The sequence below is a fragment of the Planktothrix paucivesiculata PCC 9631 genome (assembly GCF_900009265.2).
Lineage (GTDB): Bacteria > Cyanobacteriota > Cyanobacteriia > Cyanobacteriales > Microcoleaceae > Planktothrix > Planktothrix paucivesiculata.
Map to the genome: position 1 here is coordinate 18,382 of NZ_LR735016.1, position 19,091 is coordinate 37,472.

Consider the following 19,091-nt stretch of genomic DNA (forward strand, 5'->3'; position numbering starts at 1 on the left):
TTTAGGATGTTTAACTCAATTCTGAATCAGACTCTCAAAAACTCGATCACTCAACGGTGGTTTATTGTTATTGCTGCTATTTTAGTCACGGTGTGGGGAGTGATCAGCATTACCCAAATGCCCTTAGATGTGTTTCCTGAATTCGCACCTCCCCAAGTTGATATTCATACCGAAGCACCTGGCTTGGCTCCAGAGGCAGTAGAATCGCAAATTACCGTGCCGATTGAAAGTGCGGTGAATGGCTTACCGGGCGTGACAACGGTACGATCGTCTTCCAAGGTGGGGCTGTCGATGGTTCATGTGGTCTTTGACCAGGATGCTGACATTTACAGAGCCAGACAATCGGTCACGGAACGACTGCAACAGGTCACGAATCAGCTTCCAGAGGGCACTCATCCACCGGAAATTTCCCCTCTGGTATCTCCGTTGGGTACAATTTTGCAGTATGCTTTCACCCTCAACGGGCAGGGGCAGACCTCTCCCATGGATCTGCGCCGTTTAGTAGAAGTTACCCTCAGCAATCAGATTCTTTCAGTGCTGGGAGTTTCTCAAGTCACTATTTATGGGGGAGATGAACGGCAGGAGCAGGTGTTAGTTAATCCCGAAAAACTGCGATCGCTTAATGTTTCCCTGACAGATGTTACCGATGCAGCCCGAGGTTCCAATTCTAATGCTCCGGGTGGCTTCCTGATTGGGGGTGGTCAAGAGCTACTGGTACAAGGCATGGGACAGGTGCAATCGATTGAAGATTTGCAACAATCGGTGGTGAAGGTGCAGAATGGCACGCCAATTTTGCTCAGAGATGTAGCTGAGGTGAAAACGGGTACAGCCCTCAAGCGCGGTGATGCCAGTTTTAATGGGCAACCTGCGGTGGTGCTGATGATTAACAAACAACCCCAGATTGATACACCCACTGTTACCAAAGCAGTTGAAGCGGTCATGCAATCATTACAGCTAACTTTTCCGGCTGATGTTCAGGTAGCACAGACGTTTCGCCAATCTAACTTCATTGATTCTGCTATTGGTAATGTCAGCACTTCCCTGATTGAAGGGATCGTCATCGTTTCGGTGATTATGTTGCTGTTTCTGATGAATTGGCGCACCGCAGCCATCACCCTCAGTGCGATTCCGTTATCTTTATTGATTGGGTTGATGTTTATGAAAGCCTTTGGCTTGGGCATTAATACCATGACTCTAGGTGGGTTAGTCGTTGCTATTGGATCGGTTGTAGATGACTCGATTGTGGACATGGAAAACTGCTATCGCGGACTCCGAACCAATCAAGCCCAGGGCAATCCCAAGCCCCCTTTTCAAGTAGTATATGACACCTCTGTTGAGGTACGTTTAGCGGTGATTTTCTCTACCGTGATCATCGTGGTGGTGTTTGCCCCGATTTTTAGTTTGACGGGGGTGGAAGGACGGATTTTTGCACCGATGGGGTTTGCTTATTTGCTGTCGATCGCAGCCTCAACCCTGGTCGCCATGACCCTTTCCCCGGCTCTGTGTGCCATTCTGTTGGCAGACCAAACTTTACCCCAGGAAGGCACGTTTATTTCTCGATTTGCCGAACGGCTGTATCGTCCATTGCTGAATCTATCCCTGCGATCGCCCCAAATCATTCTGGGATTGGCATTGGCTGCCTTAGTTGCTGCTTTTGCGATCGTTCCTTCCCTGGGACGGGTGTTTCTGCCGGAATTTCAGGAAAAATCAATGGTCAATTCCATGGTGTTGTACCCGGGTGTTTCGCTGGATATGACCAATCGAGCGGGTATGGTGTTATCCAATTTACTCAAGGATAATCCCCTGTATGAATGGGTACAGGTACGAGCCGGACGTGCCCCAGGAGACGCAGATGGGGCGGGAGTTAATATGGCTCATGTCGATGTGGAACTGAGCGACCTGGCGCTCAAAGACAGGGAAACCAGTGTGAAACAACTGCGGGAGGCGTTCCTCCAGTTGCCGGGTGTGGCCCCAAATATTGGTGGATTTATTTCCCACCGGATGGATGAGGTGCTCTCTGGGGTGAGAAGTGCGATCGCTGTGAAAATCTTTGGGCCTGATTTGACCGAACTGCGAAGAATTGGCGAGCAGGTGCGGGATGTCATCAAACCCATTGCTGGGGTTGTAGACCTACAGCTTGAACCTCAACTACCGATTCGCCAGGTACAAATTCAATATAATCGGCCTGCGGCTGCGACCTATGGATTGAGGATGGAGCAGTTATCGGAGATTGTGGAAACGGCACTCAATGGTCGGGTTGTGTCCCAGGTTCCCGAAAACCAGCAACTTATTAATATTATGGTCTCACTACCAGAATCGGCTCGTAATAATTTAGATGCTATTCGGGCCATTCCCCTTTCTACCCCCACAGGTCAGATTATCCCCCTCGGTACGGTTGCCAACGTAGACTACGGTATGGGAGCCAATGTGGTCAATCGGGAGAATGTTTCCCGATTAATCGTAGTTTCAGCCAACGTTGCAGAACGGGATCTCGGTAGTGTAGTCGGGGATATTCAAGCTCAAATTCGGCAAAAAGTACAGTTACCCAAGGGCTATTTTCTCGAATATGGCGGACAGTTTGAATCGGAGCAAAATGCCACTAATAACTTACTGATTTATAGTATTTTGGCTGCGATTATCATTACCGTATTGATGTTCTTTTCTGTTAAATCCCTTCCCGCGACGATCGCCATTATGATTAATCTACCATTGGCGTTAGTGGGGGGTATTATCTCCATTGCTCTGACCGGCGGTGTGATTTCAATTGCTTCTCTTATTGGCTTTATTACTCTATTTGGTGTTGCCGTCCGTAATGGGTTGTTATTGGTGGATAACTACAATAACAAGTTCGCCCAGGGAATGCACCTGAAAGATGTGATTGTTAAGGGTTCCCTAGAACGAATTAATGCTATTTTGATGACTGCTCTCACCTCCGCATTAGGGATGTTACCTTTAGCACTCGCTGGTGGAGCCGGAAATGAAATTCTGCAACCCTTAGCAATTGTGGTGTTAGGGGGTTTATTTACCTCTACAGCGTTGACTTTGTTAGTGATTCCTGCCCTCTATGCTCAGTTTGGTAAACACTTGATGCCTCAAGAAAATGTTGCCTCCGTTGAGACAAGTTTTCTAATGAATACGGAGCCCTAACTATCGATAAGCCCCAAAAAATTAGTTTAATCACTGATTCAATGACGGCAATGCTGTGTAAATACAAGAAGACTACAACCTTCGTAAACCTGCTAATAATCCTTGACAAACTCCGGCAAGAAAATCTAAATCTAGGGTTTCTAAAGTATCTGTAGGTTGATGATAGTGAGGATTCCTTAAATTTGCCGTATCTGTCACCATAATTGCTGCATCTCCTAAATCCCAAAAGGGAACCTGATCACTACGGCGGGTATCGGGAACCATCAAGCCCCGGTTGGGAACAGGTAGCCATTGACAAGGGGTTTTTGTTTGGCGAATTGCGCGAGTGATTCTAATTAAATCAGGAATGGTTTTTAGGTTCCCAATTAAAGCGATATAATCCCCCGAATTAGGATAAAAATATTTTAATCCGGGGGGATAGCGTTGAGAATTAGGATTAGGATTACAATAGCCTAACATTTCTAGGGAGAGCATCAAACGAATAGACTGATTTTGTTTTTTCAGGATTTGAGCATAATTTTGACTCCCTAGAAAACCATATTCTTCTAAATCAAAAGCTACACATTGAACTGGATATTGAAGGGGAGATTGGGCGATCGATGTGGCTAATTGCAATAAAACCGCAATTCCTGTACCATTATCATCGGCCCCAGGACACCCTGGTACGGTATCATAATGGGCACCAATTAAAATAATAGAAGTTTTTGATTTTGATAAACCGGGTAAATTTAGGACTAAATTTTGATGTTTTTTTCCTCTTTGCTCAAACTCATCGGTGATCACAGTCCCCCATTGTTGGAGTTGCTGACGAATATATTCACGGACATAAAAATGACCCTCAGAAGCCAAATAAGGGTCACGTTCTCTAATAATTTGTTGTAAATACTCGGTTAATTCAGGTTTTAAATTTATGGTCATTGAGTGATCTTAAAAAAATTTCTTAGATTCTATTTAAACATAAGTTTTAAAAAGGTTTAAGAAATTTTGTCAAAATTTAATAATTTTAAGCAACAACAACTTTTGTTTTTATTCATGGATTTTTCTGTAATTTTATTCGTGATTGATAGTCAAGTATGTTATGGTTGTGTTCACGAAACTTTCTGCTCTGTTTCCTCGGGAATTCCATAAAATTCCGCATCTACTCGATCCAATAAGTAAATAAAGGGTAAGGTGGCTAGGGAACAGGATTTCCAATGACTTTGGACAGGAGCCTGAAACATCTGACAGATTCCCCCCCGTCTTCCTTCGGGTTTGTAGTGAAGGCAATTACGACAATTCGAGGGAACTGAATTTTCCCTGTTCATGTTGAGTCATCCCAAATAAATAACTATACAAACTCAATTATGTAGGATTAATTGTTTTGACTTTGTTATCTAACTTACAGTTCACCTGTATTTTTGTTAAGTTTAATGAAGCTAGGGACTCTAGGGAAAGTATTTCTCCAGCTAGTTGACAAAAATATTTTTGGAGGTAGAGAGAAAATCAAATAATATTTCCTGAAAAAATATACAAAAATTTTGTTAACTGTAGATTTTAACACCAATCCCCAGCTAAAAGTTGACGCTTGACGGACAAATGTGTACAGTCAACAGTTACGAACTCTAAACCGTGATCTTTCATCTGTTGTTAAAAATGAGTTTATTGGCGAAAATTGAAGCAATTTTGTATTTAAAAGGTCAACCCCTTTCCATTACCGGACTAGCAGAATTAGCCGGATGCGATCGCACAGAAGTGGAAGAAGCACTGATTCAACTGATGTCCGACTATGCCCATCGCGATGGAGCCTTAGAAGTCGTAGAAACCGATTCTGGATATAGCTTACAACTGCGAGAAGCCTATAGGTCATTAATGCAAAGCTTAGTTGCACCGGAGTTAGGGGTGGGTGCCTTGAGAACTTTAGCCGCGATCGCCCTCAAGGGTGGGATTACCCAAACCGATTTAGTAGAATTAAGAGGATCGGGAGCCTATCAACAGGTCACCGAACTTGTAGAACTAGGATTTGTTCAGAAACGCAAACAGGCCGCAGCCCGCTCCCATTGGTTACAAGTGACTAAAAAATTTCATCAATATTTCCAAGTCGATCAGCTTCCCCAACAACTCTCATTGAATTTTAGTGAGGATTTACCCCTCGACGCCCCTTTACAATAAGATAAACTATAGATAGCATAAGCATGATATAGAGACGCAGATCATGGTTTTTAACTCTGACTTCCTTAAATCTGATGTTCAAGAGACCGCCGAAAATCCCTTGTTGACCTACCTGCAAAGTCAACATCCCGATGTTTTGGCAACAGTTGCTCAGTCTGCGAGTTCGGAAATCAAAGAAATCATTAGTAGAAACGTCCAAGGATTAGTCGGGGTACTCCCCTCCGATCACTTTGATGTGCAGATTTCAACCAACCGCGAAAACTTGGCGGGTTTGTTAGCATCGGCCATGATGACCGGTTACTTTTTACGTCAAATGGAACAACGGATGCACCTAGAAGAAAACTTGTCCCGCACGGCTGGGATTGATCCCAAAACACCGGATTAATTATTGAATTCGCCTGCTAAGGCAGATTCTGGGAACACCGCAGTTTTAACCATTAGGGTTTGTCGTTGACCCTGGCGGTTAATTTCTATGGGGAGTTCCTCCCCAACAGCTTTGGTCTGAATTTGTTCTTGGACTTGGGAAGGGGTACTCACGGCTATGCCGTCAATATTTGTGAGGATATCACCTTTGAGAATTCCCGCTTGGGCCGCCGGGGAATCCTCTACCACCCGCACCACGATCACCCCGGTATCTTGGGTCAGATTAACTTCCAGTTGTTGATTGATTTCTGCTTTCACCGCCGGGCTGAGTTCCACCATCTGTACACCCATATAGGGATGATCGGCTTTCCCTTTGGCAAACAGTTGACTGGCGATGCGGATAGCCGTTTCGATGGGAATGGCAAACCCTAGCCCCTGAGCATTAGCCCGAATTGCGGTATTAATCCCAATCACATGACCTTGATCATTTAATAAAGGCCCTCCCGAGTTCCCAGGATTAATCGCCGCATCGGTTTGAATAAAGCGAACTCGTTTATCAGGAATTCCCACCTGGGTACTGGAACGATCGGTGGCGCTAATAATCCCAATAGTTACCGTATTATCTAATCCTAGGGGATTGCCAATAGCGATCGCCCACTGGCCCGGAACTAAATTATCGGAGAAACCAATCGGGGCCGTCGGTAACTCTTTTCCGTCAATTTTCACCGCCGCCACATCGGTTATCGGGTCAACTCCTTTAACTTTACCCTCAAATACCTGACCATCTTTCAGGGTGACTTGTACCGTATCCGCCCCATCCACAACATGGGCATTAGTAATTACCCGACCATCGGAATGTAGAATAAATCCCGAACCTGTTCCCCGGCGGACTCGTTCTTCAGGCGTGGGGATTTGATTACCAAAAAAGCGTTTAAATAAAGGATTTTTAAAAGCATCGGGTACATCCTGTGCGGATTTGCGAATCGCATCAATTCTAACCACAGTCGGGCCAACAATTTCGGCAGCGGCGGTAATAAAATTAGAACTACTGCGGTCAATCACCTGATCTTCTGGAACTATAGGGGGAGAAACCGCAGGCATAGGTTTGACGATGGCGACCGTTGCCGATAACTGCGCCGGGTTATTGGTTTGGACATAGCGACTTCCCAGCCATCCACCACCGCCACCTAATGAAACTAAAGCCAGGTATATCGTAAACTGTTTGAATGATAAATCCATCTTTGTTGCTGTGGTGGAAATCAATAATCAGTTATCAGTTATCAATTACCAGTTATCAGTGGAAGAAATCGAATCAAGACTTCACCCTTCAATGATAACTGCAAATTACCGATTAAGCTAACTGACAGGGGAATCCGTTTGTTTCAAATTAAATTGGATTAATTATTGATTATGCGGTTTGAACGTTTAGGAATATTATTATTGGGGTCGATGGCAAGTTTAATCGGGATATTAGCAAGTCCTAGGGTCTGGATAGATTCTGTAGAGGCTAATGAATCCTTTAACCCAGAAGCTCAAGAAGTTTGTCCAACCCCGGTATTATCCCGTTTAAAACCTCATCGGATTGCCCCTGGAGACACCCTCGAAAGTATTGCCCGCCAGTATAACCTGATTCCGGCAACCCTACTGGGGATGAATCAGATTTTACAACGGGGGCCGATTCCCATCGGACAGGAGATTTTGATCCCCCCCCATAATGGGATTCGGGTAGATATTCCCCCGGGTCGGAGTTGGCAGGAAGTGGTCAGGGCCTATAATGCCCGTCCTGACGTGGTTTTTGAAATGAATGGTTGTCAAACTCAACCAACGGCCCTATTTTTACCCGGTGTGAATTGGTCACCCAAAGGGCCCCCGACCGTGGCGGTCTTAGTGTTACCGGGTTATCCGTTAGGGCAACCCACAACCATGCAAATGGGTTATGGTTGGCAACTGCATCCGGTCTCAGGTCGGGTAATATTTCACAGTGGTTTAGACTTAACAGCGACGGTGGGCACTCCGGTTTTATCGGTTGGGGTGGGAAAAATTGCCTTCGCCGGAGAGCGGGAGGGGTACGGAAAATTAGTTGTAGTTAATCATGGGTCAGGCAAACAAACCCGTTATGCCCATTTGGACAGTATTGGGGTGAAATTGGGTCAATCGGTAAAGTTAGGGGATATATTAGGCACCGTGGGGACAACCGGACAACCGGATACGGATCAACCCCATCTTCATTTTGAAATTCGTTATAACTCTGATTTAGGATGGATTGCAGAAGATCCCAATCCTTATGTTCAAGTCAAACGATAAGGATCAGGGACTGGGAGCTTTCACCGCTGATTTAGGGGCCATTCCCTACTCCCTAGAGTTTTGATAAGATAGAGACACAACTCTAGGATTAGGAAATCATAAACTTCATGTACAAGCGTCCCTATCAACAAATAGACTCAACGGAAATTACCCGCCGGGCTGCCGATCTTGTCAGTGCTGCCTCTAATCGCTATCGGATTACAGTACAAGTCGCCAATCGAGCTAAACGGTGTCGGTATGAAGACTTTGATAATGGGGATGAAAACACGATTAAACCTGTTTTACGCGCAATTATTGAAATGTCCGATGAACTAAACCAACCGCAAATTATCGCGGATCGTTAGATCGGTGAGTTGCATTGTCGGGAGTCTTTCACACTTTCGGTGAATCGGCTATACATACAATCACCGAAGTAGTAAAGACTCCACTCCTTCCTAATTATAGGTTTATGTTTAAATCTCGAAATCCCCAAAAATCCGTTGGTTTAAGTTTTCTATTACTCGCCGTTACGATTACTCTATTTATTGTTTTAGGTGGGTTTATCGAGGGTCTGGATATTCCCGGACTCGCCCAAACTCCCACGCCCGAAATCGCATCCCCATCGGGACGAGTCAGAGTTTCGGATGTGTGGAAAAAGGTCTATGAAAAGTTACCAAATTTGCCTCGGGAAAATCAATATCTTTCCCAGGAAACCGGAAAAGTTGCCGAAGATAATACCTTGATTGGTCGGTTAATTCGTTATCATATTTATGTGAAAGCTCGACCGACTAAATATCGTTTTGATTGGAAACTTACCTTAGCCGATTATCTCGGCGTCAATGAACCGATGTTAGTGTTAGCTTATCCAGGTCAGGAAGTATTAAAAGAAAATCCGTTAGTCGGAGATCAAAAAGCTATTCAACAGTTAAACCGAGACCAACGGGATGCGTTAGTTAATACGCTGGCGGGTTTATTTAATCCTAATCCGGTTAATACTGACCCGATTCCCTCTGCACCCACCCCTAAACCCCCAACCCCCTCCGGTAATTCCCCTGAGTCGGGGGATGCCCAAGGTTTAAAATAATCTGGGGAATATGGAAAGAATTCTAAAAAGTGGAAGCGGATGGCGTTTGGGTTGGAACCCCCAAGCCCCGGAATTTCAAGGGTTAGTCGGGGGTGATACCTGGGCGGTGGAACTCACACAGGCGGAGTTTGATGATTTTTGTCGGTTGTTGGGTGAACTAGCCGATACCATGAGCCAAATGGCTGTTGAGTTGATGGATGAAGAAAAAATAGCCTGTGAAGCCGAAAGCGACCGCCTGTGGATGCAGGTAGAAGGCTATGCTAACGCTTATACGGTGCAATTGATTTTGAATACCGGACGTCGGGCCGAAGGCAGTTGGCCGGTTGAAGTGGTAGCGGAATTGGTGCAAGCAACAAAAACCTTAAAAATCTTTTGAAATAGCCTTGACAAGTTTCTGTTTCCTATGCTACCTTAGTTAATTGTGTCGGGGCGTAGCGCAGCTTGGTAGCGCACTACCTTGGGGTGGTAGGGGTCGCAGGTTCAAATCCTGTCGCTCCGATTCTAAGTTGGTAACTATATTGAATAGTCAAAAGTTCACTCATAAGAAGTTCAATCTTTCTCATGAGTGAATTTTTGTAGTAAGCCCTTTAGGGCTTTAAGCTGCTTATCACTTGCTCAAAAGCAGTTTCAATATGGCTTGCTATCATCATTTATTTTTTCCTTTTGATTGTTTTGCCTTATTTTGTTCTTTAGATTTAGCAATCGCCTCAAGCCTTGAAATATGTTTTTCTAAAGATTGAATCAAAACAAAACAAAATTCATCTAATTTGTCTCCTTGTTGATTCTTTAAATTTCTAAGCCGTCTCCGCGCATCCGTAAGCGGAAGATTATTTTCTTTCCCAAGAGTTCCTTGAATTGCTGCTTTGCGTTTATCTTCAAGCTCACTATAATCAAGACCGAGTTTTGTAATTGTCATTTCTGCTGCCCGATCTCCAGCCTGACTTTTAATTTGACCTCGTAAGTTAAAGATAAAGCGAGATTCACAGCTTGGATCTAAAGGAGAAACAAATAAATGTTGTTCATTAGGAACAGGCCAATAATCTTTTTTATGAGCACCATAAGGAAGTTTATACTTTCTGTTGGGTTCAGGATAACAAGCTACAATATTGCTATATAAAACTGTTTCACCAGCAGTACAGTGTGTTTGAGGTTTGAGATGTTCGATATGACATTTTTGTTCATCAATACTCAAACCTGTGTATGCACATAACCAGCCTTGTTCTTCTAGTAAAGAACGAGTCACTACTTCAACAACATTATGGTCTTTACGCATCAAATTGTAGCCAAAGTTAATATCATTGGAATAACGAGAACGCCATTGCTTTAACTCATTAGGCTCATTCTTCTTCTGAATCCACTTCATCTGCTAATGCCTCTAGGTTATTAATGCTGGCTTCCAAACGGAACACTTCATCGTCTCTTCCATAGATCATACGCTTTAAAGTGTCTAGTTGATTTCTTGCTAACTCAAGATCGCCTTCTTCGAGTGAATCTTCTATAGAATTGATTTGATCTTGAACTCTGAGGTTGCGGGGTTCAGTTTCCATTAAATGTTTAAGAATCCAACTCGAATCTAAACCAAAGGCTTGCAAACCTTCTTGAATAGCAACAACTTGATCGTTTTCTTTTTTAAGTAAAATTAAACCAGTGGGCTGCACTTCTCCAATAATTTGTGGTGAATGAGTGGTTGCAATAAATTGGCAGTTTGGAAAGATCTCTGTAAGCTTTTGGACAACCATACGTTGCCAGCTAGGATGCAAGTGTAAGTCTAATTCATCAATTAACACAAGAGCTTTCCCGTCCTGTAGAGGGTCTTCGAGATCAGGGTTTGCTTGTAAAAGTCGTTGTACCAAGTCAAGTATTAGGGCTAAAATACCTCGCTCACCGTCTGAAAGTTGATTGATATTTAATGTTACCCCATCTTTTTCAAGTAGTAAGGTTGTTTTTTTTGACTCTGCTGATGTATGCAAAACACGCAAATCGGTAAACCAATCAAAAAAACGTCTAACCGCATCATTTAAGGCATTAAGATGCCGTTGTGCTAAATCAGACTTTTCGTCTAAAAGTTCCTCTTGGACTAACCACCAATCAGTAAACTCCTGAAGACGTAGCATTCTAGGAATTAACGCATCAGCAAAAGCCGCAGATTGATTATCTAAACTACGATTTCGATTCAATGCTTTTTCCGTAAGGATTGAACGTCTAGTCGAAAAATAAACTACAAGGGGTTGGTTTCCAGCCTTTTTTATGGATTCTAAAATTATTGAACTATTTGGTTTAATTTTAACATCATGGCTTTTTCCTCTGCTGACGTTACATTGAAAAGGTATTCCTGAAGCCTGAAAATGCACTTCAACTGCTAATCTGTCAAATCCAATCCTAATATCATCAGCATTAAAATTAAGGTGTTTTTCCTCACAAGCAGTAAATTCAGGTAGAATTCTTGAGAATGTAATACGCAAAGCATCAAGTACAGTGGATTTACCCACACCATTGATACCGACGAGTAGATTCATTCCAGGTTCAAACTCAAATTCTGCCTGTTTAAAACCTCTAAAAGTAGTCAGTGTAAGGCGATGAATTTCCATGATTACTCCTTTATTTCAAGTTCTCCATTGAGTGCTGCTGTAATAAGTCCCGAGCGACGCTCTTTTAAAAATTTAATTGTATCTTCTGTTGCAGTTTTTAGGGCTTTAATTTGAGAGAGCTTAGTTTCAATGTAATCAACAATAGACTTTTGCTCCTTCAGGGGGGGGAGCAGCAATAGCCAATTAAGAATATGACCTTTAGAAATTTTAACCATAGATGGGATTGATCCTCTGGCATCTGCCTCAATTTGGTATCGGCTGATATCAGTTTGGAAAAAAAAACTAAGGAATTGACCATCCAGCTTTGATTGATCTAACCTCAAACGATATATTAAGTCACTAAAAATAAGTCGAGGTCTTATTTTCTGAACATAACAGGCATTTCCTACTAATTTGGGTGTATTAGCTCGTGTTATTAAAAAATCACCTGGATGAATTTCCAATGCAGTTGGAATTTTCAGAGACACAGGTATAGTCTTAGCTTTTGACTCATCAAACTCTCCCCTCTGAACAGCATTCAGTCTTAAAACAGCCCATTCTTGCTCTTCTGGTTCTTTTTCATCTGCTTTTGGACTCCAACCTTGTTGAAGAGTTAAAATGCACCATCTTAATCTTAAAAAGTCCCAATGTTTAGGAATTTTCCCTATCCACTTAGTGCCAGAATCCCGCATAGGAATATCAGGATTTAATCCACGAGTTATAGCCTGATTAATTAGGGTAAAGCGTTGTTCATCTAATAATTCTAATAATCGTTTTTTTGCTTGAATTAGTTCATCTATTTTTGCTGTTTCTTTATTGAGGTAATCAGCAATTAGTTTTTGATCAGATAGTGAACGACTAAAAACTTCTGTAGCATTACCATCAGTGCCATAGGCATTATATTTATGTTTTGCTGGTTGCCCAGTCATGCTGTCACCTCCCGCAATAACTTAATAATCTTTTCTCCTATCTGTTTAATATCTTCATTAATTTCTGCTAACTGACGATGAGGGGAGGTGAAGTTTGAAAAATAGGGATTAAAATTAATTTCATAACCCCTTCTAATATTTTTACCATTTACCCAAGCATCACCTACATAGGGTTCAACTTCTTCCAGAAAATAACGGATAACTTCATCTTGTAAATTAACATTTTCAAAATTTCGTAACTTCGAGTCTGCCTCGTACATCAATTCTATATTGTTGTCAGGAACAGGAAACCATCCCCACACACGGGAGTTAGGTTCACCTGTTACCTTACGTTCTTCCAAAATAACAGGTTTTGCCTGTGATTCTAGTTTTGTAAATACATCTCTAAATAGCTTTCGTTCAGCCTTTTTCCAGCGACTACTCCGCCGTTTTAATAAATCTTGCATTAACCGATAAAATTCATTCCAATCAGGACGAGGTTCGCGCCCTAATTCTCTATCAATGGCTTGAACATCATCTAATAAATGGGGAACTGCATCGAGAAAACGACTTTTGCGATCCAAATCCATTTGATACAATAAACGCAAAGGTCGTTCAATGGGAACACGGTTATAACCAAAATCCTCATTATCAAAAATCTTGCTGGTTTCAGTTTCGACAAACTCCCCATATTCACGCACTACAATCGCGATATCTTCTTCACCCATAAAACGGCGTTTATCTCCCAAACTCCGTCGCATCGGTTGCCAACGGTGACGAGCATCAATCAGTTGAATTTTGCCTTGACGTTGTTTCTGTTTCCGGTTAGTGACAATCCAAATATAAGTGCCAATTCCTGTGTTATAAAACATCTGTTCCGGTAGAGCAATAATCGCTTCTAACCAATCACTTTCGATAATCCATTTACGAATTTCGCTTTCCCCACTTCCCGCACCTCCAGTAAATAAAGGTGAACCATTAAATACAATAGCGAGACGAGAACCATCTTTGTTATTTTCAGGTTTATAGATCTCAAATTTATGAATCATGTGCTGTAAAAATAACAGCGAACCATTATTAACTCTTGGCAAACCTGCCCCAAAACGTCCGCTAAAACCTAGCTTTTCATTTTCTCGTTTAATCTCGTTTTGCTGTTTCTTCCAGTTCATACCAAAGGGAGGGTTAGCTAGAAAATAATCAAATTTTTCGTTAGGGAATTTATCATCGATTAGGGAATTCCCAAACTCAATAGAACTTTTTTCATTTTCCTTCATTAATAAGTCTGAAGCCGCGATCGCATAGGCACGGGGATTAAAATCTTGACCAAAAACCCAGAGTTGCGCTTCTTTATTATTTTCTCGTAAATAATTTTGCGCTTCTGCTAACATTCCACCTGTACCACAAGTGGGGTCAAGGAGTTTGCAAATAACAGATTTAGTCAGAATATGATCATCAGGATCAAACACAATATCAACCATTAGACGGATGACTTCTCGTGGCGTGAAGTGATCCCCTGCGGTTTCGTTAGCAGCTTCATTGAAACGACGAATTAAGTCTTCAAAAACTGACCCCATTGCAATGTTATCTACTTGATCGGGGTGTAAATCAACATCACAAAACTTCGAGACAACTAGATAGAGGATGTTTGCCTCATTCATCTTTTCAATTTCTGCTGCAAACTCGAAGCGTTCAAAAATATCCCGTACATTTTTTGAGAACCCATTGATATAACTAACTAAATGTTTATCAATATTATTTGGGTCGCCTTTGAGCTTTTGAAATGTCAGTTCAGAACGATTATGAAAGCGTTGTCCTGCGGCTTTATTCAGCATGGAGTCGAGAGCATCATCTTTGAATCGCTCTTGATATTGCTTATATTTAGCTAAAACTTCCTCTTTACTGGGTGCAAGTACACAGTCAAAGCGACGCAACACTGTCATTGGCAGCATGACCCGCTCGTATTGCGGAGGCCGATAGGGGCCACGCAACAGATCGGCAATTTGCCAGATAAAATTAGAAAGTTGGTGATGATCTACTGTTGATTTTTTATCTTGTATCATCACTCTAACCTCGCTGATCATTTTAAATATCCTACATTTGTTGACTCCTGATATGGCTCAATCGAAACATATCTATAAACGATAAGAATCTGTTTGGGATGACCAATAATCCGTTAATTTTCAGAAGAAGTGCGCCCTACTGGAATCGAACCAGTCTGAAGGCGAATTATGAGTTCGCTGCCTCCCCAATCGGCCAAGGGCGCTTCCAATAGTACAATACCATATTCACCGACAAAATTGTTAATAGCGATCGCTAATCCCAGATAAATTCCGAGTAAGCTCTATAGGTGATACCATATCAGTCGGTATTAGCCGTTAAAATGGCGAGTTAAATCATATCTAAATCTTGAGATGGGACTAAATTCAACTGTTGTTCTGACTGTCGTTTTACTAACCATGATGTTTGGTGCGGGCTTTACAAGTTCCGTTTGGGGCTATGCTCTGGGTCGCTCGGCGCTCAAAGAAATTACCCAACCGGATGTGCGTCCAAACAACTTAGCCAATAAAAATAAAAATGGAAACCGCCATGACGGGGTACTGTTGCTCAAAGAAAAAGATATCCTAGCAACGGTTAAGAAGCGCATGGAAGGGGATGTCACCACAAATGCCAGTGCTTCGGCTAAAACACCCAATAAGGCTGCCTCGGCCCAAACCCAGAAACCGAAAACCGAAACCGCCGCCACCCCAGCAGCCAATAATAAATCAGTGTTTCCCATTGTTAGCAAAGATGGGGGGGTGAGCTTAGAAGTTGTAGAAGCAACTCGTCAAGGGAATTCTTTGGTTTTAAACGTCAACCTGAAAAATGAAGGCCAAGAATCTGTTCGGTTTCTCTATAGTTTTTTAAATGTTACCGATGATAAGGGTCGTGCTTTAAGCGCCAGTGTGGAAGAATTACCCGGTCAATTGCCTCCTAGTGGCAAAATATATCAGGGAACGGTTACAATTCCGACGGCATTAGTCGAAAATTCCAAGGAATTAACCATGAGTTTAACTGATTATCCTGACCAAAAAATGCAATTGCAGATGTCAGGAATTCCTGTGGCGCAATAGACATCTGGATTTGTGCAAAGGTAATCATGACACTCACGACTCAAGATGTGCTGTGGCGATTGTTCTCAGTGCTATTTTTAATTACGATTAATGCCTTTTTTGTGACGGCCGAATTCTCTATGGTTTCGGTACGGCGATCGCGGATTAATCAATTAGTGGATGAAGGAGATACTGCCGCGCAGAGCGTTCAACAACTGCAACGACGAATTGATTTATTTCTGTCTACAACTCAGTTAGGAATTACCCTTTCTAGTCTAGCATTGGGTTGGATTGGAGAAGCAACCGTAGCGATGACTTTAAAGGAAATTCTCACTCCTTTACCCCTACCTGTTTCTTTCCAGAATGCGATTTCTCATTCCTTAGTAGTTCCAATTTTTGCATTTTTCCTAATTGCTTATTTGCAAATTGTCCTAGGAGAATTATATCCTAAATCCCTAGCATTAGTCTATCCCGAACAATTATCTCGGTTTTTAGCTCCTCCTAGTTTAGCGATCGCCCGTTTTTTTAAACCCTTTGTTTGGAGTTTAAATGAATCGACCCGTTGGTTATTGCAATTATGTGGAATTCAGTTTACGGGTCATCCCTATACCCGAGTCACCTCGGAAGAATTGCAATTAATGATTACTACCTCCAGTGAATCCATCGGTTTAGAAGCGGAAGAACGAGAATTACTCAATAATGTGTTTGAATTTGGGGATGTGATCGCGGAAGAAATCATGGTTCCCCGTACCAGTATTGTCGCTATTCCTAATAACGCTACCTTCCAAATATTGTTGGATGAAATGACAAATTCCGAACACTCTCGTTATCCGATTATGGGAGAATCCTTAGATGATATTTTAGGAACAATTGACTTTAGAGATTTAGCTAAACCCCTAGCAGATCGGTTACTCTCTCAGAGTAGTTTAATTAAACCTTGGGTACGTCCAGCGCGATTTATTTCTGCACAAATGCCCTTAAATGAGGTATTATCTTTAATGCAGCGATCGCAATTACAATTAGTGATTGTGGTTGATGAATTTGGAGGAACAGCCGGATTAGTTACCATGCAAGATGTGATTGCTGAAATTATTGGGGATCATTTTAATTCGACAGAATCCGAAGATGATACCATTCAATTTGTTGACGATCACACTTTTTTAGTTCAAGCTCAATTAGACTTAGAAGAACTGAATGAACGTTTAGATTTAAACCTACCTTTAACCGAAGAATATCAAACCCTAGGAGGTTTTTTAATCTATCAATTCCAAAAAATTCCTGTGGTGGGAGAAACCTTAAATTATCAAACTTTTAATTTCACCGTTTTATCAACAGATGGCCCTCGTTTAGATCAAATTGAAATTAGGACAATTGAACCCGAAACCCTAGAAAATCTCCCAGAAACCATCAATTCCATAGAAATTGAGGATGAGGAATCCCAGGATGTTCCTGAAGTTTCTGAAAGTTCCGAATAATTAGTTATCAGTTACCAGTTATCAGTGGTTAGACGTGGGATGGCGCATCTGTATCAGTTATCTGATAACTGAGCACTGATAGAGGAACTTCTTCAACGGCGGGATGTTTTTCTAGGGTTAAATTTGATTTTTGAGAACCGGATAAAAGCTTGAGTAAAGTTGGTTTAGGATCATGAAGCAGATAAATAATCTGATCTCCGACTTGCCAAGATTCTGAAGCGGCTAAAACTTGGAAATTGCCATCCCTTTCTATTAACAAAGGAATTAATTCCCCAGAGCGAATTAACGCCTGTAGATGGGCTATTTGAAATTCTAACCCGGGTTGACGTAATACTGTTTCACCTAATTTTACTTCCTTGTCTTCCAGGTAGGTATTCCACTCTTTTAAAGAAACATCTGGAATAAAAGCCTGTTGAACTTTCTCCCGATTAACAGTTATTGTAGTTTGAGGTTCCCGAGGAAACAAAGCTAATACCCGGGGCGGTTTAAATTCGGCATCTGCACGTTCAGCTAGTACCAGATTAACTTCCCCATTAGTAGTCATCGCTAGGAATGTTCCCATTAATTCTAATCCCGCTTCCTCCAAAACATTATGATCTAAAGCACTACTTTGATAAACCCGTAACCCTTGCTCTCTCGCTGTTTCGCAGGCTTCAGAATCAGTATCAATCATCACCACTAACTCATCCCGTTCTTGGAACAATCTACCAATTAATCGACTCAAAGGATTTGAACCCACAATCACCGCCCCGGTTACGGATTGGGAAGTGACTCCTAATTTTTCCGCCATCCATCGGGCAGTTAATCCTTGAATTACCACCGTCATAATAATAGTTAAGAAGACTAAAGCCTTAATTGAGTCTCCCCCGTTAATTCCCCGTTGGGTGAGTAAAATCGCAAATAAAGAAGCAACCGAAGCCGAAACAATTCCCCTCGGTGAAATCCAAGAAGCAAATAATTTTTGTCGCCAATTTAGGTTACTATTTAAAGTACAAAGCCAAATATTAATCGGACGCACAACCCACATTAAAGCTAAAACCGTTAATACACTTCCCCACCCCAAAGCTACAATACTATCTAATGATAAATCCGCCGCTAATAAAATAAATAAAACCGACACCGCCAACATAGTTAACTGACCTTTAAATCGGAGTAACTGACGCATATCAGGAACACCGACATAACGCACTATCATTCCCGTAACTACCGTTGTCATTAACCCCGATTCACTCATTAGCAATTCAGCCGTATCAAATAATCCCCACAAAGCCGCTAATACAACTAAATTCTTTAATTCTTCCGACATAAATTGGGCAGTTTTTAATAACCATCCCAAAATTCCACCCCCAATTAAGCCAATTCCTGCGCCAATACTTAAACGCAATAGCAATTGTCCCATAATTTCTAGGGGGCCAGTATTGCCATTCAGGACAACGTTGAGGACTAAAACCGCTAAAATTGCTCCTACGGGGTCAATTAAAACCCCTTCACCTTCTAATAGGGCGGAAACTTGACGGTCTACGGAAACCTGTTTCAGCAATGGGCCGATCACCGTTGGGCCTGTAACCACCACCAAAGCCGCGTAGAGAAAGGCGATGGGCCAAGGAAATTCCCCCAACCAATGGGCGGCTATTCCGGCCCCCATCAGGGTGATTAAAGTGCCAAAGGTGACTAAATTGCGAACACTCCCAGAGACTTGACCCAGCGCCCGCAGGTCTAAACTTAATCCCCCCTCAAACAGAATTAAGGCTACCGACAGGGAGACAATGACTTCTAAACCACTTCCTAAAAGATTGGGCTGTACCAAACTCAAGCCATCATTCCCCGCCAGAATTCCGAATAATAGCAGAAACACGATGGCAGGAACTTTCAGGTAGTCTGCCAAGACTTGGGCCGAAATCCCTGCCATGACGGTAATGACAATTAACAGGGTGATCTGAAAAGATGATGTTTCCATAGGCGCTATTGTTGCAGACTACCCACTGAATTGAAAAGAGTTGTATTCTGTTCCACTATACCCTCTGTCC

General features: G+C 42.3%; 17 protein-coding genes and 2 tRNA genes. 10 read left to right on the plus strand and 9 right to left on the minus strand.

Features of this window, described 5'->3' with window-relative positions:
• The first annotated feature begins 6 nt into the window (after positions 1–6).
• A complete protein-coding gene (locus tag PL9631_RS13115) occupies positions 7–3,147 on the plus strand; it encodes an efflux RND transporter permease subunit (protein ID WP_083620963.1) in 3,141 nt (1,046 codons plus the stop codon).
• 72 nt (positions 3,148–3,219) lie between these two features.
• Here PL9631_RS13115 and PL9631_RS13120 read toward each other — a convergent pair whose 3' ends face one another.
• Both PL9631_RS13120 and PL9631_RS27030 read right to left on the minus strand, forming a co-directional pair.
• A complete protein-coding gene (locus PL9631_RS13120) occupies positions 3,220–4,065 on the minus strand; it encodes a M28 family peptidase (RefSeq protein WP_083620965.1) in 846 nt (281 codons plus the stop codon).
• 170 nt (positions 4,066–4,235) lie between these two features.
• A complete protein-coding gene (locus PL9631_RS27030) occupies positions 4,236–4,367 on the minus strand; it encodes a hypothetical protein (protein WP_269321699.1) in 132 nt (43 codons plus the stop codon).
• Positions 4,368–4,779: 412 nt separating this feature from the next.
• On the opposite strand from PL9631_RS27030, the gene scpB reads away from it, so the two are divergent.
• Together scpB and PL9631_RS13135 are read left to right on the plus strand one after the other, a co-directional pair.
• Entirely contained in the window at positions 4,780–5,295 is a 516-nt protein-coding gene (gene scpB, locus PL9631_RS13130) for an SMC-Scp complex subunit ScpB (protein WP_083620967.1), read from the plus strand.
• A 43-nt stretch (positions 5,296–5,338) separates the two neighbouring features.
• Entirely contained in the window at positions 5,339–5,680 is a 342-nt protein-coding gene (locus PL9631_RS13135) for a DUF760 domain-containing protein (protein ID WP_083620969.1), read from the plus strand.
• Here the strand turns inward: PL9631_RS13135 and PL9631_RS13140 are convergent.
• Complete coding sequence (locus PL9631_RS13140) at positions 5,677–6,897, minus strand: HhoA/HhoB/HtrA family serine endopeptidase (RefSeq protein ID WP_083620971.1); 1,221 nt, start codon at positions 6,895–6,897, stop codon at positions 5,677–5,679. The two genes, PL9631_RS13135 and PL9631_RS13140, sit on opposite strands and share 4 nt — an antisense overlap.
• A gap of 171 nt (positions 6,898–7,068) precedes the next feature.
• Between PL9631_RS13140 and PL9631_RS13145 the strand changes: the two genes are divergently transcribed.
• From PL9631_RS13145 to PL9631_RS13165, 5 genes are all read left to right on the plus strand, one after another.
• The gene (locus PL9631_RS13145) at positions 7,069–7,962 is read left to right on the plus strand and encodes a LysM peptidoglycan-binding domain-containing M23 family metallopeptidase (protein WP_083620973.1); all 894 of its coding nucleotides are present in this window, start codon (positions 7,069–7,071) and stop codon (positions 7,960–7,962) included.
• Between the two features lie 107 nt (positions 7,963–8,069).
• Positions 8,070–8,306: a DNA-directed RNA polymerase subunit omega gene (locus tag PL9631_RS13150; RefSeq protein WP_083620975.1), complete on the plus strand. Its 237-nt coding sequence runs from the start codon at positions 8,070–8,072 to the stop codon at positions 8,304–8,306.
• A 104-nt stretch (positions 8,307–8,410) separates the two neighbouring features.
• Positions 8,411–9,025: a hypothetical protein gene (locus tag PL9631_RS13155; protein ID WP_083620977.1), complete on the plus strand. Its 615-nt coding sequence runs from the start codon at positions 8,411–8,413 to the stop codon at positions 9,023–9,025.
• Positions 9,026–9,035: 10 nt separating this feature from the next.
• The gene (locus PL9631_RS13160; RefSeq protein WP_083620979.1) at positions 9,036–9,401 is read left to right on the plus strand and encodes a DUF1818 family protein; all 366 of its coding nucleotides are present in this window, start codon (positions 9,036–9,038) and stop codon (positions 9,399–9,401) included.
• Between the two features lie 49 nt (positions 9,402–9,450).
• Positions 9,451–9,524: transfer RNA gene (locus PL9631_RS13165), tRNA-Pro, on the plus strand.
• A gap of 147 nt (positions 9,525–9,671) precedes the next feature.
• On the opposite strand, the gene PL9631_RS13170 is transcribed toward PL9631_RS13165, so the two are convergent.
• The 5 genes from PL9631_RS13170 to PL9631_RS13190 form a co-directional block, all read right to left on the minus strand.
• A complete protein-coding gene (locus PL9631_RS13170; RefSeq protein WP_083620981.1) occupies positions 9,672–10,388 on the minus strand; it encodes a retron system putative HNH endonuclease in 717 nt (238 codons plus the stop codon).
• Complete coding sequence (locus PL9631_RS13175) at positions 10,363–11,613, minus strand: AAA family ATPase (RefSeq protein WP_083620983.1); 1,251 nt, start codon at positions 11,611–11,613, stop codon at positions 10,363–10,365. Before PL9631_RS13175 ends, PL9631_RS13170 begins: the two co-directional genes overlap by 26 nt.
• 2 nt (positions 11,614–11,615) lie before the next feature.
• Positions 11,616–12,521, minus strand: a complete 906-nt coding sequence (locus tag PL9631_RS13180; RefSeq protein ID WP_083620985.1) for a restriction endonuclease subunit S — start codon at positions 12,519–12,521, stop codon at positions 11,616–11,618.
• Positions 12,518–14,560 (minus strand): type I restriction-modification system subunit M, encoded by a 2,043-nt coding sequence (locus tag PL9631_RS13185; protein WP_083621204.1) that lies wholly within the window; start codon positions 14,558–14,560, stop codon positions 12,518–12,520. Before PL9631_RS13185 ends, PL9631_RS13180 begins: the two co-directional genes overlap by 4 nt.
• A 130-nt stretch (positions 14,561–14,690) precedes the next feature.
• A tRNA-Met gene (locus PL9631_RS13190) sits at positions 14,691–14,763 on the minus strand.
• A 148-nt stretch (positions 14,764–14,911) separates the two neighbouring features.
• Here PL9631_RS13190 and PL9631_RS13195 point away from each other — a divergent pair.
• A complete protein-coding gene (locus PL9631_RS13195) occupies positions 14,912–15,610 on the plus strand; it encodes a hypothetical protein (protein WP_083620987.1) in 699 nt (232 codons plus the stop codon).
• Positions 15,611–15,636: 26 nt separating this feature from the next.
• Positions 15,637–17,064, plus strand: coding sequence for a hemolysin family protein (locus PL9631_RS13200; RefSeq protein WP_083620991.1), 1,428 nt, complete (start codon positions 15,637–15,639; stop codon positions 17,062–17,064).
• A gap of 28 nt (positions 17,065–17,092) precedes the next feature.
• On the opposite strand, the gene PL9631_RS13205 is transcribed toward PL9631_RS13200, so the two are convergent.
• Positions 17,093–19,021 carry a cation:proton antiporter gene (locus PL9631_RS13205; RefSeq protein WP_083620992.1) on the minus strand — a complete coding sequence of 643 codons (1,929 nt, stop codon included), beginning with the start codon at positions 19,019–19,021 and terminating at the stop codon, positions 17,093–17,095.
• Positions 19,022–19,091: the final 70 nt, after the last annotated feature.

Excerpts from the sequence above, each read along its gene's own strand:
- PL9631_RS13200 (WP_083620991.1), top strand. The coding sequence starts at position 15,637 with ATGACACTCACGACTCAAGATGTGCTGTGGCGATTGTTCTCAGTGCTA.
- PL9631_RS13145 (WP_083620973.1), top strand. The coding sequence starts at position 7,069 with ATGCGGTTTGAACGTTTAGGAATATTATTATTGGGGTCGATGGCAAGT.
- PL9631_RS13155 (WP_083620977.1), top strand. The coding sequence starts at position 8,411 with ATGTTTAAATCTCGAAATCCCCAAAAATCCGTTGGTTTAAGTTTTCTA.
- PL9631_RS13195 (WP_083620987.1), top strand. The coding sequence starts at position 14,912 with ATGGGACTAAATTCAACTGTTGTTCTGACTGTCGTTTTACTAACCATG.
- PL9631_RS27030 (WP_269321699.1), bottom strand. The coding sequence starts at position 4,367 with ATGTTTCAGGCTCCTGTCCAAAGTCATTGGAAATCCTGTTCCCTAGCC.
- PL9631_RS13175 (WP_083620983.1), bottom strand. The coding sequence starts at position 11,613 with ATGGAAATTCATCGCCTTACACTGACTACTTTTAGAGGTTTTAAACAG.
- PL9631_RS13140 (WP_083620971.1), bottom strand. The coding sequence starts at position 6,897 with ATGGATTTATCATTCAAACAGTTTACGATATACCTGGCTTTAGTTTCA.
- PL9631_RS13135 (WP_083620969.1), top strand. The coding sequence starts at position 5,339 with ATGGTTTTTAACTCTGACTTCCTTAAATCTGATGTTCAAGAGACCGCC.
- PL9631_RS13185 (WP_083621204.1), bottom strand. The coding sequence starts at position 14,560 with ATGATACAAGATAAAAAATCAACAGTAGATCATCACCAACTTTCTAAT.
- PL9631_RS13120 (WP_083620965.1), bottom strand. The coding sequence starts at position 4,065 with ATGACCATAAATTTAAAACCTGAATTAACCGAGTATTTACAACAAATT.
- PL9631_RS13205 (WP_083620992.1), bottom strand. The coding sequence starts at position 19,021 with ATGGAAACATCATCTTTTCAGATCACCCTGTTAATTGTCATTACCGTC.
- PL9631_RS13150 (WP_083620975.1), top strand. The coding sequence starts at position 8,070 with ATGTACAAGCGTCCCTATCAACAAATAGACTCAACGGAAATTACCCGC.
- PL9631_RS13170 (WP_083620981.1), bottom strand. The coding sequence starts at position 10,388 with ATGAAGTGGATTCAGAAGAAGAATGAGCCTAATGAGTTAAAGCAATGG.
- PL9631_RS13115 (WP_083620963.1), top strand. The coding sequence starts at position 7 with ATGTTTAACTCAATTCTGAATCAGACTCTCAAAAACTCGATCACTCAA.
- PL9631_RS13160 (WP_083620979.1), top strand. The coding sequence starts at position 9,036 with ATGGAAAGAATTCTAAAAAGTGGAAGCGGATGGCGTTTGGGTTGGAAC.
- scpB (WP_083620967.1), top strand. The coding sequence starts at position 4,780 with ATGAGTTTATTGGCGAAAATTGAAGCAATTTTGTATTTAAAAGGTCAA.
- PL9631_RS13180 (WP_083620985.1), bottom strand. The coding sequence starts at position 12,521 with ATGACTGGGCAACCAGCAAAACATAAATATAATGCCTATGGCACTGAT.